The sequence below is a fragment of the Lacinutrix gracilariae genome (assembly GCF_042684485.1).
In the GTDB taxonomy this organism is placed as follows: Bacteria; Bacteroidota; Bacteroidia; order Flavobacteriales; family Flavobacteriaceae; genus Oceanihabitans; species Oceanihabitans gracilariae.
Genome location: NZ_JBHULM010000011.1, coordinates 475,491 through 493,297, shown reverse-complemented (window position 1 = coordinate 493,297; position 17,807 = coordinate 475,491). Strand labels below are relative to the sequence as shown.

Below are 17,807 nucleotides of genomic sequence, written 5' to 3'. Positions count from 1 at the left end.
AACAAATCAATTAAAAGTCAATTAGAAAATTATAATCACATGAAAAGAACCAAAACCATAATAGTATTAACACTAATCGTTCTTGTATTTGGTGCAGCGCTATATTACCTATGGCAAAAAAACCAACAAGATCCAGTAACCTATACTACAGAAACTGCTAGTGAAGAAACCATAACCGTAAAAACGGTTGCTACAGGAAGTATTTTGCCAAAAGATGAGGTTTTAATTAAGTCTAATATTTCTGGTGTGGTAGAAGAAATTTTTGTGGAAGCAGGAGAGTATGTAAAAGCAGGAGACTTAATAGCTCAAATTAGAGTAATTCCTAATGTGTCTTCTTTAACAAATGCAAAAGGTACTATTGCTATTAATCAAACGGCTTTGCAAACGGCAAATATTAACCTTCAAACACAACAAACAAGTTATGATCGTCAAAAAGCATTATTTGATAAAGGTGTTATTTCAGCAAATGATTTTGAAGCAATTGAAAACAGTTATTTACAAGCGAAACAAAGTGTAGAGCAAGCTAAAATAAATGTAAATACAGCAAAACAGAATTATGATATTGTTAAAACAGGAACCACAAGTGGTTTAGGTAATATTGCACAAACACAAGTAAGAGCAACTGTTTCAGGAATGGTTTTAGATGTTCCTGTAAAAGAAGGAAATCAAGTTATTGAAGCTAATAACTTTAATGAAGGTACTTCTATTGTATCTTTAGCAGATGTTAAAAAAATGATTTTTGAAGGTAAAATTGATGAAAGCGAAGTAGGTAAAATAAAAGAAGGTTTACCTCTTGAAATCACTGTTGGTGCTATTGAAGACAAGAAATTTGATGCTGTTTTAGATTATATTGCTCCTAAAGGTGTTGCCGAAAATGGTGCTATTCAATTTGAAATTAAAGGAACCCTTCAAAAAATAGATTCTACTTTTATTAGAGCTGGTTTAAGTGCAAACGCTTCTATTATTTTAGATAAAGTAGAAAAAGTTTTAGCTATTAAAGAAGCGCTAGTACAATATGATTCTGAAACCAAAAAGCCTTTTGTAGAAATACAAAAAGGAGATCAAGAATTTGAGAAAAAAGATGTAGAGCTTGGTATTAGTGATGGTATTTTTGTAGAAGTAAAAAGCGGTATTACTAAAGAAGATAAAATAAAGGTTTGGAACCAAGTACAAGGTGTTCCTAAATACGCACAAGAGAATTAATAAAAAATATTTGTAACACATTTACACTTATAAAGACTTATCATTTATTATGAAAAAACTTATTTTTATACTGCTTGCTTTTATGAGCATTACTACTCAAGCCCAAGATAAAAAATGGACGCTTCAAGAGTGTGTTGAATATGCATTAGATAATAATATATCTGTAAAACAAAGCGAACTAGATTTACAAAACGCAGAGATTAATAAAAAAGATGCTTTTGGTAACTTTTTACCTAGTCTTAATGCTAGTGCAACCCATTCTTGGAATATAGGTTTAAACCAAGATCCAGTAACTTTTGATGCTGTAAATTCTACAACAAGAAACCTTAGTGGTGGTGTAAGTTCTGGTTTAACTATTTATAATGGTTTAAGAAATGTAAACCAATTACGTCGTTCTAATCTTGAAATATTAGCTAGCCAGTACCAATTAGATAATATAAAAGACAACATGTCTCTAAACATAGCAAATGCTTTTCTTCAAATATTATTTAATAAAGAACAATTAAAAGTATTGCAAGCGCAACAAGTAATTACACAAGAAGAATTACAACGTACTAATGATTTAGTAGAAGCAGGAGCTTTACCAAGAGGTGATTTGTTAGAAATTCAAGCAACCATTGCAACCCAAGAACAACAAGTAGTAAATGCTGAAAATGCTATTACTTTATCTAAAATAAGCTTAGCACAATTGCTTTTATTAGAAGATTATGAAACTTTTGATATTGTAGATAATGATTATCAAGTACCACCAACTTCTATTTTAAACGAGTCTCCGCAAGCTATTATTACAAAAGCTAAAGAAGCTAGATATGATATTAAGATTGCAGAAAACAATAGTGAAATTGCAGCATACAACCTTAAAATAGCTAAAGGAGCTTTACAGCCAACTTTAAGTGGTGCTTATAGTTTTGGTACTAATTATTTTAAATCTCAATTGTTTGATACTCCTGAATTTACAGACCAAGTTTCAGACAATAAAAGTCATGGATTTTCACTAAGTTTAAGCATTCCTATTTTTAACGGATTTTCTGTAAGAAATAATGTTAAACGTAATGAAATAAATGTGTTAAGCACACAATATCAATTAGAACAAGCTAATCTGGATTTAGAAACCAATGTGTATCAAGCTTATAATGATGCTAAAGGCGCTTTAAAAGCGTATGAAGCTGCATTAAAAACAGAAGAAGCAAGAAGTCTCGCTTTTGATTATTCGCAAGAAAGATATAATGTTGGTATGTTAAATGCTTTTGATTTTAATCAATCAAAAAATAGATTAGAAAACGCGCAAAGTGAAGTAGTAAGAACAAAATATGATTATATATTTAAACTGAAAGTATTAGAATTCTATTTCGGAATTCCTATTACAGCATTAAACTAACAACCATGAGTAAAAAAACAGTAACCATAATTGTAATTGCAGTAGTTGTATTGCTAGCCCTTTTAATTGGAGGAAAAAAAGCAGGATGGTTTGGTAAACAAGGTAATTTTAAAGAAGTAGAAACCAAGAAAATTGCTAAAATTGATATTATTGAAACCGTTTCTGCTACTGGAAAAATTCAACCAGAAATAGAGGTAAAGCTTTCTAGTGAAGTTTCTGGTGAAATTATTGAACTTCCTATTGTAGAAGGTGAACAAGTAAAAAAAGGAGATTTATTAGTTCGTGTAAATCCAGATATTTATCAGTCTAGCTTAAGTCGTACACAAGCCGCTTTACAAAACGTTCGTGCTGGTTTAAATCAAGCCGAAGCATCTCTTAAAGAAGCTAAAGCTAATTACGATAGAAACCAACAGCTATATGAAAAAGGAATCATCTCTAAAGCAGATTGGGACAAAGTAATCTCTTCTTATGAAATCGCGCAAGCAAACAGACAGTCTGCTTATTTTAATGTGCAAAGTTCTGCTGCTACAGTAAATGAAGCTAAAGACAATTTAAACAGAACCAATATTTATGCACCAATGTCTGGTACTATTTCTAAATTAGATGTAGAGTTAGGTGAACGTGTGGTTGGTACACAACAAATGGCTGGAACCGAAATTATGCGTGTTGCTAACTTAACCAACATGGAAGTTGAGGTAGATGTAAATGAAAACGATATTGTAAAAGTTAATATTGGTGACTCTACCATTGTAGAAGTAGATGCCTATTTAAAAAAACAGTTTAAAGGTTTAGTTACTGAAATTGCAAACTCTGCTGATGGAGTTTTAACTTCAGACCAAGTAACAAACTTTAAAGTAAAAGTTAGAATACTAGAAGAGTCTTATAAAGATTTATTAAAAGGAAAAGGTGAAAATTACTCGCCTTTTAGACCAGGAATGACTGCAACAGTAGATATAATTACAGACAAACGTGAAAATGTTGTTGGTGTACCTATAAGTGCTATTGTAATTAAAACAGACACTTCTTCAACAAAAAAAGCAATTAAAAAAGATGCTATTGAAAGCGATAGCGAAGAAAAATTTGAATGCGTTTTTATTAAAGAAGGAGACAAAGCAAAATTACGCGTTGTAAAAACAGGAGTGCAAGACAATACTAATATTGAAATAGTAGAAGGCTTGCAAGAAAATGATGAAATTATAACAGGACCTTACAATACAGTTACCAAGTCATTAAAAAATGGCGATGCTGTTGAAATTAAAAAGGAAGAACAAACAAAAGATAAAAATCAAGACGATTAATACTATATTTTGGCTATAATACTAAACATAGAAACAGCAACAACAAACTGCTCAGTCTCTCTTTCTAAAGAAGGAGAGACTTTTGCTTTACAAGAAGATAACAGTAAGCAGTATTCACATGCAGAGCGTTTACATGTATATATTGAAACCTTACTAAAGCAAAATAATTTACAACCTACAGATTTAGATGCCATAGCAGTAAGTAAAGGACCAGGTTCTTATACAGGCTTACGCATTGGTGTTTCTGCAGCAAAAGGCTTGTGTTTTGCACTAGATAAACCTTTAATTTCGGTTTCTACTTTAGAAGCACTTGCAAGACAGGTGAAAGCAGAAGAAGGGGTTATTGTACCAATGTTAGATGCAAGACGTATGGAAGTGTATTCTGCCGTTTTTGATGCTAATTACAATATAGTAAGAGAAATTGAAGCCCAAATTCTAGACGAGCAATCTTTTGCTAGTTATTTAGAAAAAGGAAAAGTGTATTTTGTTGGTAATGGTGTAGAAAAAACCAAAACGCTAATTACACATGAAAATGCCGTTTTTATAGAAGATAAATTACCTTCGGCTAATGAAATGTCTGTAATAGCTTTTAATAAGTATCAAAAAAAGGATCTAGAAGATGTGGCTTATTTTGAACCTTATTATTTAAAAGATTTTGTTGCATTAAAACCCAAACCTAAAGTATAAAAAAAAGACCTTTCCACTTTTAAAAGCAGAAAGGTCTTTTTTTATATACACTAAAGAGGAATTAGCCTTCTTTGTGTATTTCTACTTGATGTGGATAAGGAATTTCTATACCTGCCGCATCTAATGCTTCTTTTACATTTTCTGTAGTTTCAAAGTATACATCCCAATAATGTTCTGTTTTAGACCAAGGTCTTACAGCAAAATTAATAGAACTATCTGCTAGTTCAGAAACATTTACTGTTGGAGCAGGATCTTGAAGTACTTTAGGGTTAGAAGTTAAAACTTGCATTAAAATTTCTTTGGTTTTTTTAATGTCAGAATCATAACCTACACCAAAAGTTAAATCTACACGACGTGTACCTTCTGTACTATAGTTTACAATGTTTCCGTTAGATAAAGATCCATTTGGTATGATAATTTCTTTATTAGAAAGTCCTGTAAGTTTAGTAGTAAAAATTTCAATTTCTTTTACAACACCTATTTCACCTTGTGCTTCAATTAAATCTCCAATTTTTATAGGTTTAAAAATCATAAGTAAAACACCACCAGCAAAATTACCAAGAGATCCTTGTAATGCCATACCAATAGCTAAACCAGCTGCTGCTAAAATGGCTGCAAAAGAAGTTGTTTCTACTCCTAAATTACCTAGTATAGAGATGATTAAAAGTATTTTTAAAACCCAACTAATTAAGTTTAATAAGAATTTTTTTAAGCTTTCTTCATAATCTCTACTATTCATTACCTTAGTAACGGTCTTAAGTATTTTTTTTATTAGCCAAGAACCAATAATCCAAATGGCAATGGCACCAATAACTTTTATACCATAGGTTGAAATAAATTCAAAGCCTTTTTCTGTCCATTTTTCTAATTCCATAATTTGTGTTTAATAATTAATTAATAATTTTAATAAGCGAAATTAAAAACTAAAAGAACAAATTGTGCTAAACAAATGTTATTTTAAAGTTTAATTCTGTAAAATCCGTATTTCTTCGATAAAATTAATATAGAAATAAAACGGAAGCTAAAGCAAAAATAGCTGGAATAGATTGAAAGTAAAACAATCGAATTTTTTGTGTAGAATATGCGCCATAAATTCCAGCAATAACAATACAGCTTAATAAAAACACTAGCATACTAGTATTGTTATCTACTAAGCCAAAAACCAAACCTGCTGCTAAAAAACCATTATATAACCCTTGATTTGCTGCTAATACTTTTGTTTTTTCTGCAAAGGCTTCACTTTCTGTGCCAAAGGTTTTAATTACTTTTTGGGTAGTCCATAAAAACATTTCAAGTACTAAAAAGTAAAAATGTTCAAAAGCTACAAAGGCTACTAATAAGATTGCTAAAATTTTCATGGAGAATTATTTTTTTGCAATCAAAGTTAGTCAATTAATAACATAAAAAAAGCGTTCTGTTATAGAACGCTTTTGTGTTATTACTTTAAAAAGTTTATTTTACTTCAAAAGTTAGTTTTAAGTTTACTCTAAACTCTGTTACTTCATCATCTTTAACTACTGCGCTTTGTGATTGTACAAATACAGATTTAATGTTTTTTACACTTTTAGAGGCGTGTTTTATTGCTTTTTTAGTTGCATCTTCCCAGCTTTTATCTGAATTAGACATTACCTCAATTACTTTCATTATTGACATATTAAGTTTTTTTAAGTTAATAATTGCTTGAAACCTTAATTTACAAATAATAATAGAAAGATAAAAGTTTGATTAAGAGTATTTTAAAAACACAACAAACGTATTTTTAATAGTTTAACCGTTTATAGCTTCAACCGTTTCTACTCTACCTTTCATCATTTCTTTAAGCATGTTTTCAATACCATTTTTTAAAGTAAATGTAGAAGAAGGACATCCACTACAAGCTCCTTGTAAAATAACTTTTACTTTTTTGGTAGTAGCATCATAAGAATCAAACTGAATGTTTCCACCATCACTAGCAACAGCAGGTTTTACATATTCTTCTAATATATTAATGATTTCTTTAGAAGTATCATCCATGTTTTCATAAGAAGCATCTAAGGCTTCCGTAGATTTTTCTACAACTTCTGGAGCATTAGCAAGTACTATTTCCTTACCATTTTCAATAAAAGTTCTAATAAATTCACGAAGTTCCATGGTAATGTCATTCCATTCTGCAACTTCATATTTTGTAATAGAAACATAGTTCTCATCTAAAAAGATACTTTTTACAAACGGAAAGTGAAATAACTCTGTAGCAAGAGGAGAGGCTTTTGCTTCATCTATAGAAGTAAATTCAAAAGTAGCTGCAACTAGTTTTTTGTTAGCAACAAATTTTATAACCGAAGGGTTAGGTGTGCTTTCTGCATAAACAGTTACTGGTACTTTTTTAGGAGTTGCTTCTTCTTCAACTATAAGTCCACCATTATTTAGGTAACTTTCTATTTGTTCTGCAACTTCTTGTTGTACATCTTGCCATTCAACAATACTATATCTTTCTATAGCTAAAAAATTACTTGTGATATATACTTTTTTTACAAACGGAAGGTAAAATAATTGTTGTGCTAATGGAGATGCTTTAGCTTCATCAATATTATTAAATTCAAAGCTTTGATGCTTGGTAATAAATTGATTAAGCTCAAATTTTATTATGGTTGGATTGTTAGTTTCTTTTACAGAAACTTTAAACGTATTCATAGTCAATTATTTTTTTGCAAAAATACTAAAAGAACTCAAGAGTTATCTATATATTTAGCTTTTCTTATAGGTATTCTTATTGATTTACGATAAACAACTTAAATCTTTAACTTTTATATCATTATTTATAAAAACTAAATTTTATATATTTGGTGACTTATAATAATAAATTAAAAATATTAAGTTAAAATACTTATAAAAAAGTGCATTTAACCTAGCTCCCTTGAAAATTAAAATTATGAATTTAAAAAAGTTATACCTTTTAGCTGTTGTTGTATTTTGCTCTCAGTTTGTAAACGCCCAAGAAGGACTTCCTATTTATACGGATTATTTAACAGATAATTATTACCTAATACACCCTTCAATGGCTGGAGCTGCTAACTGTGCTAAATTAAGAGTAACAGGAAGACAACAATGGTTTGGACAAGAAGATGCACCACAATTAGCAACCATAAGTGTTAATAGTAGAATTGGAGATACACCTTCTGCAATAGGAGCAATAGTATATTCTGATAAAAATGGATACCATTCTCAAAACGGAGTGTATTTAACCTACGCACACCATTTAATGTTTTCTAGAAATGAAATTGATTTAAATCAACTTTCTTTTGGTTTAAGTGTTGGTATGATACAATATAAATTAGATGAAACGGCTTTTTTAAACGAACCTTTTGATCCTTTAATTTACGGAATCGAGCAAAGCTCTACCAACTTTAATATTGATTTAGGTTTTTCTTATAACTTATATAACTTTTATGCGCATGCAACAGTAAAAAACCTGTTGAATAATGACGGAATAAATAACGATATTGAAATTACTAGTAACTTAAGACGTTATTTATTTTCTGCTGGTTATGGTTTTGGTAAGTTTGGTAGTGACTGGTCTTATGAGCCTTCTATTTTATTTCAATATAAAGATGGTACTAAAGAGGCTTCTTTTGACTTAAACTTTAAGACGTATAAAAAAATGGAATTTGGTCAAATTTGGGGAGGATTATCTTACAGACGTAGCTTAGATGGTGCAGAGTATATTGATGGTTCTAGTATTAATAGCCAAAAGCTTCAATACATTTCGCCAATATTAGGTATTAACTATAACAACTTTATGTTTGCATATACGTATGCATATCAAGCAAACTCTGTAGTATTTAACAATGCAGGTTTTCATCAAATAACACTAGGTTTAAACTTTAACTGTAGAAAAGAAAAATACCACTGTAACTGTCCTGCAGTTAACTAAGGAGTTACAAGTTTATAAACTATATATTAAAAAAGTCTTCCAGAATATGGAAGACTTTTTTGTTGCGTATTATTCCCATTTATAATTTTTCTTTTTTGCTTGAGATTTAATAGCATTAAGCATGGCGTTTTCTAGGCTGTTATTTCCTTCTTTTTGTTGTTGGGCAACATATTGCTTTCGTTTTGCGTTTAGGTCTTGAATTTGCTCTTGTATGGCTTTACGCTCGTTTCGTTTTGTATCTAAATAGCTTTTTATTTCTTCTTTACTCTTGCCTTGAAGCGCTTTTGGCAAATCACTATCTTTTAGATTTTTATATTCAAAAGATGCTGCTTCACTAGCATCAATTAAATCCCAAGAAGCATTTTTATATAAATGCGAACTCTTACTAACTGCTCTACTAACAGCATTAGCTTCACTGTATCCTTGTGCATTTACATCTTGTTCTGCTTGCAATTCCATTTTATCTTTTCCGTAGCTTCCATAGGCAACATAGGTTTTGTTTAACTTGTTGTTTAGTTCTAAAATACTAGCGTCATAAGGCGAAGCGATATGTACCGTTTCATGATTGTGATTAATAGCCATATAATTACCATGTGTTACATCTGCTCCATCTTTCCAATAGCTAGAGATTCCTTGGTTATAATCGCCACAAAAAATGGTGTTTACTGTTACGTCTTTACTATGTGCTAATTTACCAGCCACTTTATAAGGCACTCTTCCTTGGGTAAAAGGCTCGTTTCCTGCAATAAAAATAAGCTTTAAATCGTCTGGATTATTTCCCCATTGTAGTTGGTTTAATGCAGTTTGTATAACATAACCACAATATTCATTTCCTCCTCTTGTAGTTAGAGAAAATAATTCTTTAGAAATTTCATCTAAGTCCTGACTAAAAGCTAATACTTGACGTATATAACCTTCGTTTCCATTTAAATTATCATTACCATATTCATACAAGGCAATTTGAAGATTTGGTTTCATAGCATTGCATTTAGCATAGGAAAGCTCGTTTACAATTTCCCAAAGCTGTGCTTTTGCTTGGTCTATTAAACCATCCATACTATTACTAGTGTCTAATAGCAAAGCAACTTTAATAAATTGTTTGTTTGCTTTGCTAGCTGTTGTAGGTTTATGGGTTTCAGGTTGGTTTAAGGCTACTGTAGTTTCTAATTTTTTTGTCTTTGCTTGACAAGCTGTGAGACTAACAAAAAATAATGCTAGTATACTCTGTTTAAATACGGTTTTCATAGTTTTTGTTTTATTGTTATGTTGTTTTTATTTCTTTTATATCAATACTTCCATCTGGAGAAATGATGTAATACTTGTTTTTAATTACTTCTTTTTCTATTGGTTTTTCTTGTTTTGGTTTGGGTGTGTATTGTAGTTTTATTTCCATTCCTATTTGTATTACAGGTTCTACAATAGAAGGATTTATTACAACATCATAATCTCTAAACGAAATAGGATCATAGTAATATGACGTTTGTTTTTTTGCTTGATATACACCTCTTTTTTTCTTTAAAGCTTCCATAGAAACGCTATTAAAAGCTTGATAGTTTTTGTAAAAATCTCTTGGAAAATAACAGTACTTATTGTCTGCTATTATTGGTGTGTATTCTGTTAAATCAAAACCTAAATTTTTATAGAATTCTTGTTTTTCTTTTAATTCTTTTAAAATTTCTACTCGTAGTTTTTTGTATACTTCTTGCAGGTTGTCTATAAAATAATCGACTTTCACTAAGTTGTAAATTTCGTTATTAGCACAAGCAGCTAAGATTTCTTCAAACTGCGCTACCTTGGTGAATTTAATATGAATGTTCTGCTGTAACTCAAATCCCTTAGGTACTTCAACATACTTTTTGCTGAATAATTTTTTTTCAACAATCGTTTCATAAACAGGAACAAATGAAATAACATCTATAACAAAATCACTGGTTAAAATACCTTTTGCAGCTAAATTGCTTTTTAATTTTAGTGTACGCTCTTTTATTAAATTATTGGTTTCTTCAGAAGTTTCACCAATTTGTGTTACATTAAAAACTGCTGTATAAGACGAAGCAATTATATTACTTAAAGCTTTTACTTCTAAATTTATAGTAGGATTAGGAACTAAGTTTGCAGATTTAAAATGGTTAGAATGGTTTCCGTACACATAACCATTTCCTAGATCTTTAGATGCAATATTTTGTCTAGATATAGAAATTGCATTTCCTTTTATTTGCGCAAAATTAGATATGCTATATACAATAATTAAAGAGGTAATAATAAGCTTTTTCATGAGTTGTTTTTTAAATTCTTAGTAAACCTATTACCAAAGTTTTTTATAAAAAACCACCAATGAGTAAAGCGTGCAATTGCATGCGTGAACCCTTTTTTATATTTAGGCAACCTAACTTTTTACGATTAAAAAAAAGTAAAAGACTCCTGTTGCCGTTTTTAAGTGTAGATTAAAGTGTGTAAGTTTATACTTTATAATAACAATAAATGAAATACCTCTTAAAATATAGTATCCTCTTAGGCTTTCTGTTTCTTTCTAGTCATTTGTTTGCACAGCAACATGCCGAAACAACTGCAGATAAAGAAGAAGTAAGTTTTATAGTTAAAGGTTCTGTAGTAGAAAGTGATACACGTAAGCCAATTACAAACGTGCAAATCTCTGTAAATGGAGGAGCATATACCACAACTAATCTTTCTGGTGATTTTAGAATTCAAGTAAAAAAAGGCGATGAGTTAACCATTGCACATAAAGATATTAAAACTGTTTTTTATACCATTAAAGATGATGAAAGAATAACCGTTGAGGTAAAACCAACAACCGAAGTTGACGAAGCAGTTTATAAAAGAAAAGTATCGCTAAAGCCTTTTAATAGTGTTATAGATTCTGCCCAAGTATATCTTAAAAAAGATGCCGAAAAAAGTATTTTATTTATAACTGAAGCTTTAGCCCAAAGCAACTCTACCAACCAAAATGCCGAAGCTTATGAAGTACTAGCAGATGTATATATGCAGTGGAAACAGTATGATTTGGCAATTTCTAACTATAAAATTAGCCTTCAAAACAATAGATTAAACGAAGTAGTTTTAAAATTAGCAAAGGCATATTATAAAAATAAAGATTACCAAGAAAGCCTACAAACCTATCAAAGTATTAAAGAAAGCAGCCTTTCTAATTACCAAAAAACCGAATATTATGAAGGTTTAGGTGATGTGTATACAAAAATAATACAATTAGATACTGCTATTTCTAACTATAAAAAAGGGCTTTCTATTGCCGAAAAACATCTTATTAAACCCAAAATAACAGACTTAAATTCTAAAATTGGTGAGGCTTACAATGCAAGTGGTAAACTAAACGAAGCAAATAGCTATTTTGAAAACGCTTTAGACTTAGCAGCACAAGAAAACAAAAAAAGAGCAGTAGAAGAGAAGGTAAAAGTAGCCGATTTCCAGAATGATAATATGGCTTATGAAAATGAAATTCAATTACGTAAAGAAGCAATTGAAGAAATTTCAGAATTAGAAACAGATACGTTAATGGATAACGAAACTGCCTTAACCTTACAAAAGCAAAACTATAAAATTGGTAACGCATATTACCAACAGCAAGATTATAAAAATGCGATTCCGTATTTAGAAAAAAGTATAGAAGAAGCAGATAATAAAGAAGATTTATTGGTTAAAAAAGATGCTGTACGTAAGCTCTCAGAAACCTATAGAGATGCTGGTAATTATACAGAAGCCTTAGAAACCTACAAAACCTATCAAGAAACAGTAGATGCTTTATATGCTAAAATGGAGCAGGAAATTACACAAGCAGCACGATTTAATAAAAGCATTGCCGAAAAGCAAAACCGTATTACCAGTTTAGAAAGCGATAGAGCATTAACTCAAACCAATTACCAACTTACTATAGAGCAAAGTAAAAGACAGAAGTTGATTATTTATTCGCTTTTTGGAGGTGTGCTTTTATTGTTAATTGTAGCCTATGTTATGTATAAATACATCAAGCAACAAAAATTGGCAAACAATCTTTTGGCATTAAAATCATTGCGTAGCCAAATGAATCCGCATTTTATATTTAATGCTTTAAATTCTGTGAACAGCTTTATAGCTTCTAATGATGAAAGAACAGCAAATAGATATCTGTCTGATTTTTCTCAACTCATGCGAGCTGTTTTAGAAAATAGCGAACAAGATTTTATTCCACTTCAAAAAGAAATAGAATTACTAGAATTGTATACACAATTAGAACATTTTAGATTTAAAGACAAGTTTGATTATAGTATAAATGTAGCAGAAAATGTTGCTGTTAACCAGTTTCAAATTCCACCTATGCTTTTACAACCATATATAGAAAATGCTGTTTGGCATGGCTTACGTTATAAAGAGGAAAAAGGAAAATTAGAAATAAGCATAAATCAGAATAGTAAAGACGAAATTACTATTGCTATTATAGATGACGGAATAGGAAGAGAAAAATCTAAAGCCTTAAAAACTGAAAACCAGAAAAAACAAAACTCTAAAGGAATGAACAACATTAAAAAACGTGTTGCCATTTTAAACGAAATGTATAAAGACAAAGTAGATGTTTTTATAGATAATTATCAAGCTCAAGGAGATCAAGGTACCAAAGTTGTTGTTACTTTAAAAAAGGACTAATAATAAAACAGAAAATGATACCACGACGCAGTCTTTAGGTCTCATTAGAATTTAAAATTTGAAAAAGGAATTAATAAATAATCAATTTTAAGAGTAGGACAAGATTCCTGCCTTTGCAGCAAGTGCACATGAAACTAAACGCCATAATAGTAGAAGACGAAAAAACAAGTAGAGATATATTAAAAAAATATCTTGCTAAATATTGTCCTAATGTTAACATTTTAGGAGAAGCAGAAAACGTAGAAGAAGCTTTGGTGCTTATTAGAAATAACCACTTAGATGTTGTATTTTTAGATGTAGAAATGCCTTATGGTAATGCCTTTGATTTGCTAGATAAAGTAGGTGATGCCAGCTTTGAAACCATTTTTGTAACTGCCTACAACCATTATGCAATAGATGCTTTAAATGCACATGCTAGCTATTATTTAATGAAACCAATTTCTATTGACGAACTTATAAAAGCAGTAGATTATGTTGTAGAAATTAAAACTAAAGAAGATGCTTTGCAAGATGAGGTTTTAGTACCTAATACAAATACAGTAAACGGAAAAATTACCATACCACAACAAGATGGATTTGAAGTCATTGAAACAGCAAACATCCTGTATTGTAAAGCAGATGATAATTACACAGAATTGTATTTAAATAACAACAAAAAGAAACTAGTAAGTAAAACTTTAAAATATTTTGAAGAAGCGCTAAGTAATTCAAGCTTTGCAAGAGTGCACAAAAGCTATTTGGTAAACGTTAATGAAATTACCAAATACGTAAAAGGAAAAGGAGGACATGTAGTACTTAGTAACGGAAAAGAAGTACTCGTTTCTGCATCTAAAAAAGCAGCTTTACTATCTTATTTTAAGTAGCAAATTCCTGCGTTAGGCAGGAATCTCATTATAAAAATGATGCTGTTACTGATTAAGAAGATCTAAAGCATTCGAGCGAAGCAAGAAATTATACAACACAGTTTTGTTATTTCGAACTTGTCGAGAAATCTCAAAAGAGGAAAATTATATAAGGCAAATACAGTCCTTGTCATTTCGAGCATGTCGAGAAATCTCTAATAATAAATTAAAACGAACATAAAGAAATAAAATATGCCAGTAATAAAACCAGTAAATAATAAACACCCACAAATTCCTGAAGATTGCTATGTAGCAGAAAACGCAACTATAGTTGGCGAAGTAAGTTTTGGTAGCCAATGTAGTGTATGGTTTAATGCAGTCATTCGTGGTGACGTGCACTTTATAAAAATGGGAAATAAAGTAAACGTACAAGATGGTGCAGTAATTCATGCAACCTACCAAAAATCACCAACAACCATAGGTAATAATGTATCTATTGGGCATAATGCCATTGTACATGGTTGTACCATTCAAGACAATGTTTTAATAGGTATGGGAAGCATTGTTATGGACGATTGTGTTATAGAAAGCAATAGTATTGTGGCAGCAGGAGCAGTTGTAACAGCAAACACTAGAGTAGAAGCAGGAACTATTTATGCAGGAGTTCCAGCCAAGAAAGTAAAAGATATTAGCAAAGAGTTAATTTCAGGAGAAATCAATAGAATAGCAGATAATTACGTGAAATATTCTAGTTGGTTTAAGTAAGGTGAAAATGTTAAAACAAAGTAAATCACTTGTTTAAGTGAAAAATATTTACTATATTTAGATTGTTGTATTGAGGTGCCTAAACTTACATTAGTGGCTGAGAACAAACTCATAGTACTTTATTGGATAATGCCAAAAAAGGAATACGACTTGCAAAGGAAACACTTGATAAAAAATGTCATACTGTTTCCTTTGTTTTTTTATGGCGTTACCACAAGGGTCGCGTTTTCCGTTATATCTTTTTTTCGTGCCTCAAAAAAGGATGCCACTGCAACCGCTAACGCAAACCAGAACTTCAATTAAAATATAGTAGGTATTAGGTATTAGGTATTAGGTATTAGGGATTAGGTTGTAGGTATGAGGGATTAGGTATAAGGGGTTATGCTAATTTAAAAGCCTAGAAGTCTAAATAGTCTACAGTATAATCTTCTTCTAAAAGTTGCATCATTACTTTTGGGTTTCCGTTAGAGTAAAATTGCAATTTAGGTGTATTGTTTGTAGTATTTAAAAGCTCATGTTGTTTTAAAACAGCTTTTGTTTGTTTGGCAACTGCTTCGCCAGAGTCTATAATTTTAACATGGCTTGGTAATATTTTTAATAACTGCGGAATCAAATAAGGATAGTGCGTACAGCCTAAAACCAAATAATCTATATCTGCATCTAACATTGGTTTTAAGTACAATTGTAAGAGATCTTTCATTTGTGTAGACTCTACATTGCCACTTTCAATTAAAGGCACAATACCTTCACCAACCTGTTCTATAATTTTAATTTTATTAGAAAATATATTAGTGGTTTTATAAAACAATTCACTAGATAGTGTTCCCTTTGTAGCAAGAATACCAACTGCTTTTGTTTTGGTGTTTAATGCAGCAGGTTTAATTGCTGGTTCAATGCCTATAAAGGGTATATTATAATTTTCGCGTAAATAGTTAATAGCATTTGTGGTTGCTGTATTACATGCAACAACAATAAGCTTACAGCCTTTATTAAGTAATAACTCGGTGTTCTTTTTAGTTAAATCAAGAATTTCATTTTTGCTTTTATTGCCATAAGGAGCATTTTTGCTATCGGCTAAATAAATAGTGTTTTCATGAGGTAGTAATGCATGAAGTTCTTTCCAAATAGAAGTACCACCAACGCCAGAATCAAAAACACCAATAGGTTGTTTACTCATATACATACATATTGTTTATAAAAGTAAATAATTACTTTTAAATACATTTAGTCATTTAGATTTTTAAGTAGATATAATACACAATTTTTTAAAGTCTATTGCATAAAAAAAGCTGTCTTTTACAAGACAGCTTTTTTTATAGAAATATTAAAGGTTTATTAGAAACCTAATTCTTTTTTAACATCAGCAAGTAAGTCTTTACCTTCTGCCATGATAACACCACCACCTTGAGTAGAGTCTAATACATAGTTAAAACCTTGTGCTTTTGCTACTTTTAAAATTGCAGCTTTTGCTTTTTCTGTAATAGGTTTTAGCAAGTCCACTTCTTTCTTTTGCATGTCTTGTTGTGCTTGCCCTTGGTATTGTTGTATGTTTTGTTGCATAGTTTGTACTTCAACTAAACGCTTTTGGTTTTCTTCGTCTGTTTTAGTAGTAGCTTCTGCTTCGTATAATTTCATTTTGTTTTGGTACTCTGTTACCATAGCTTTAATGTCTGCTTCATAGGTTTTTCCTAGTTTGTCCATTTCTGCTTGTGCAGCTTTCATGTCTGGCATTGCAGCAATAAGCTCTTGAGTGTTAATATGAGCAACTTTAGTTTGCGCTTGCATAAAGCTAGTTCCACCAATAAATAAAGCTACTGCTAATAATAAAGTTTTAATTTGTTTCATTTTTAATAGTTTAATGTGTGTAATAAATTGTTAATTGTCTTCGCCTTCTGTGGCATTCTGGTTTTCACGTTCTTCTTTTGCTTTTTTACGTGCTTCTAATATTTTTCTTTTTCTTTCTTCTAATGCTTGTTTGCGTGCTTCTCTATCACTTAATTTCTTTGCGGCTGCATCTTCTTCTTCAGTAGCACTAGCTTCTTTATCTGTTGATGTTTCTTCCGCTGTTTTTTCTACATTTTCAGTTTCAGTTTCAATTTGAGTTTCTGTTGTTACACTTTCTTCTTTATTGTCTTCTGCTTCTGTTTTTGCTGCATCACTAGTTTCTTCAGTAGTACTATTTCTTTCTTTAAGCGTTTTTTCTTTTAATTGCTTTCTAGCTTCAATAATACTATCTCTTCTTTTTTGTGCTGCTTCTTTTTTAGCTTCACGTGCTTCTAAAATTTCTTTTCTGCGTTGTTCTGCTTCTGCTGCACGCGCTGCTTTTTTATCTTCTAATGCTTGTTTTCTAGCATCTAATGTTTTATTTACTTCTGGTACTACATCTTCGTCTTTAGCTTCTCTTCTTTCTTTTTTAGATTTAGCTTGATCGCGTTTTGCAGTACGTACAATTGCTCGTATTACTTGTTCACTAATATCAAATCTATCTGCCGAATATAGCATAACAACATCTGCAGACTTGTCAAATATAAAATCATATTTTTTAGTAGATGCAATATCTTGTACTGCAGCAAAAATTTGATCTTGAATTGGTTGAATAAGTTGTCTTTTCTGGATCATTAAATCACCTTTAGGACCAAATCTGTTTTGTTGATACTCTAATATTTCAAGTTCTTCAAAATGGATGTCTTCTTCACGTTCTTTAACAAGTTCACTAGTTAAAAGAGGTTTTTCATTGCTTAGATCTTTTCGTTTTTGTTCTATTTCACTTAAACGATTTTCAATTTCAGATTTCCATTTTTGCACCTTGTTATCTAATTGCGATGTTGCTTCTTGATATTCAGGTATGTTTTCTAAAATGTATTCTGTGTCTATATAACCTATTCTAACACCACGTTGTGCTTGAGTAGAGGTTACACTAAGCATAAATACAATTGCCAGTAAAAAAAGAACTTTTATTTTCATCTGTTATATGTTTTTATCATTTATTGGCTTTATAAATTCTAAAAATGTACAGATGATTATTACTATTATTCTGTCACTTCTTGAATTAAGCTTTTCAAAATTAA

Annotated in this window: 17 protein-coding genes; 8 read left to right on the top strand and 9 right to left on the bottom strand. The window is 30.6% G+C overall.

The features are described from left to right. The first annotated feature begins 39 nt into the window (after positions 1–39). Genes ACFSSB_RS09340 through tsaB form a run of 4 tightly spaced genes read left to right on the top strand, consistent with a single transcriptional unit; the run spans position 40 to position 4,566 of the window. Positions 40–1,203 (top strand): efflux RND transporter periplasmic adaptor subunit, encoded by a 1,164-nt coding sequence (locus ACFSSB_RS09340; protein WP_379903488.1) that lies wholly within the window; start codon positions 40–42, stop codon positions 1,201–1,203. 49 nt (positions 1,204–1,252) lie between these two features. Next, positions 1,253–2,581, top strand: a complete 1,329-nt coding sequence (locus tag ACFSSB_RS09335) for a TolC family protein (RefSeq protein WP_379903486.1) — start codon at positions 1,253–1,255, stop codon at positions 2,579–2,581. Positions 2,582–2,586: 5 nt separating this feature from the next. Next, positions 2,587–3,879, top strand: coding sequence for an efflux RND transporter periplasmic adaptor subunit (locus ACFSSB_RS09330; RefSeq protein ID WP_379903484.1), 1,293 nt, complete (start codon positions 2,587–2,589; stop codon positions 3,877–3,879). 9 nt (positions 3,880–3,888) lie between these two features. Beyond that, positions 3,889–4,566 (top strand): tRNA (adenosine(37)-N6)-threonylcarbamoyltransferase complex dimerization subunit type 1 TsaB, encoded by a 678-nt coding sequence (gene tsaB / locus ACFSSB_RS09325; protein WP_379903482.1) that lies wholly within the window; start codon positions 3,889–3,891, stop codon positions 4,564–4,566. Positions 4,567–4,627: 61 nt separating this feature from the next. Here tsaB and ACFSSB_RS09320 read toward each other — a convergent pair whose 3' ends face one another. The 4 genes from ACFSSB_RS09320 to ACFSSB_RS09305 form a co-directional block, all read right to left on the bottom strand. Beyond that, positions 4,628–5,440, bottom strand: coding sequence for a mechanosensitive ion channel family protein (locus tag ACFSSB_RS09320; protein ID WP_379903480.1), 813 nt, complete (start codon positions 5,438–5,440; stop codon positions 4,628–4,630). A 124-nt stretch (positions 5,441–5,564) separates the two neighbouring features. Next, positions 5,565–5,924 carry a DUF1304 domain-containing protein gene (locus tag ACFSSB_RS09315; RefSeq protein ID WP_379903478.1) on the bottom strand — a complete coding sequence of 120 codons (360 nt, stop codon included), beginning with the start codon at positions 5,922–5,924 and terminating at the stop codon, positions 5,565–5,567. 94 nt (positions 5,925–6,018) lie between these two features. Continuing rightward, a complete protein-coding gene (locus tag ACFSSB_RS09310; RefSeq protein WP_379903476.1) occupies positions 6,019–6,219 on the bottom strand; it encodes a dodecin family protein in 201 nt (66 codons plus the stop codon). 114 nt (positions 6,220–6,333) lie between these two features. Next, complete coding sequence (locus tag ACFSSB_RS09305) at positions 6,334–7,236, bottom strand: NifU family protein (protein ID WP_379903474.1); 903 nt, start codon at positions 7,234–7,236, stop codon at positions 6,334–6,336. Positions 7,237–7,474: 238 nt separating this feature from the next. Here ACFSSB_RS09305 and ACFSSB_RS09300 point away from each other — a divergent pair, with 238 nt between their 5' ends. Further along, positions 7,475–8,476 (top strand): PorP/SprF family type IX secretion system membrane protein, encoded by a 1,002-nt coding sequence (locus ACFSSB_RS09300; RefSeq protein WP_379903472.1) that lies wholly within the window; start codon positions 7,475–7,477, stop codon positions 8,474–8,476. 69 nt (positions 8,477–8,545) lie between these two features. On the opposite strand, the gene ACFSSB_RS09295 is transcribed toward ACFSSB_RS09300, so the two are convergent. Both ACFSSB_RS09295 and ACFSSB_RS09290 read right to left on the bottom strand, forming a co-directional pair. Further along, on the bottom strand, positions 8,546–9,721 hold the full coding sequence (locus ACFSSB_RS09295) for a vWA domain-containing protein (protein WP_379903470.1): 1,176 nt from the start codon (positions 9,719–9,721) through the stop codon (positions 8,546–8,548). Positions 9,722–9,737: 16 nt separating this feature from the next. Then, on the bottom strand, positions 9,738–10,751 hold the full coding sequence (locus ACFSSB_RS09290) for an SIMPL domain-containing protein (protein WP_379903468.1): 1,014 nt from the start codon (positions 10,749–10,751) through the stop codon (positions 9,738–9,740). A 206-nt stretch (positions 10,752–10,957) separates the two neighbouring features. Between ACFSSB_RS09290 and ACFSSB_RS09285 the strand changes: the two genes are divergently transcribed. The 3 genes from ACFSSB_RS09285 to ACFSSB_RS09275 all read left to right on the top strand — a co-directional run bounded on the left by ACFSSB_RS09285 (position 10,958) and on the right by ACFSSB_RS09275 (position 14,739). Further along, on the top strand, positions 10,958–13,132 hold the full coding sequence (locus ACFSSB_RS09285) for a tetratricopeptide repeat-containing sensor histidine kinase (RefSeq protein WP_379903466.1): 2,175 nt from the start codon (positions 10,958–10,960) through the stop codon (positions 13,130–13,132). 128 nt (positions 13,133–13,260) lie between these two features. Next, positions 13,261–13,995 (top strand): LytR/AlgR family response regulator transcription factor, encoded by a 735-nt coding sequence (locus tag ACFSSB_RS09280; RefSeq protein WP_379903464.1) that lies wholly within the window; start codon positions 13,261–13,263, stop codon positions 13,993–13,995. A gap of 231 nt (positions 13,996–14,226) precedes the next feature. Then, complete coding sequence (locus ACFSSB_RS09275) at positions 14,227–14,739, top strand: gamma carbonic anhydrase family protein (protein ID WP_379903462.1); 513 nt, start codon at positions 14,227–14,229, stop codon at positions 14,737–14,739. A 397-nt stretch (positions 14,740–15,136) separates the two neighbouring features. Here ACFSSB_RS09275 and murI read toward each other — a convergent pair whose 3' ends face one another. The 3 genes from murI to ACFSSB_RS09260 form a co-directional block, all read right to left on the bottom strand. Beyond that, entirely contained in the window at positions 15,137–15,916 is a 780-nt protein-coding gene (gene murI / locus ACFSSB_RS09270; RefSeq protein WP_379903460.1) for a glutamate racemase, read from the bottom strand. A gap of 158 nt (positions 15,917–16,074) precedes the next feature. Beyond that, positions 16,075–16,584 carry an OmpH family outer membrane protein gene (locus ACFSSB_RS09265; RefSeq protein ID WP_379903458.1) on the bottom strand — a complete coding sequence of 170 codons (510 nt, stop codon included), beginning with the start codon at positions 16,582–16,584 and terminating at the stop codon, positions 16,075–16,077. 30 nt (positions 16,585–16,614) lie between these two features. Then, complete coding sequence (locus ACFSSB_RS09260; protein ID WP_379903456.1) at positions 16,615–17,703, bottom strand: OmpH family outer membrane protein; 1,089 nt, start codon at positions 17,701–17,703, stop codon at positions 16,615–16,617. Between the last annotated feature and the right edge of the window lie 104 nt (positions 17,704–17,807).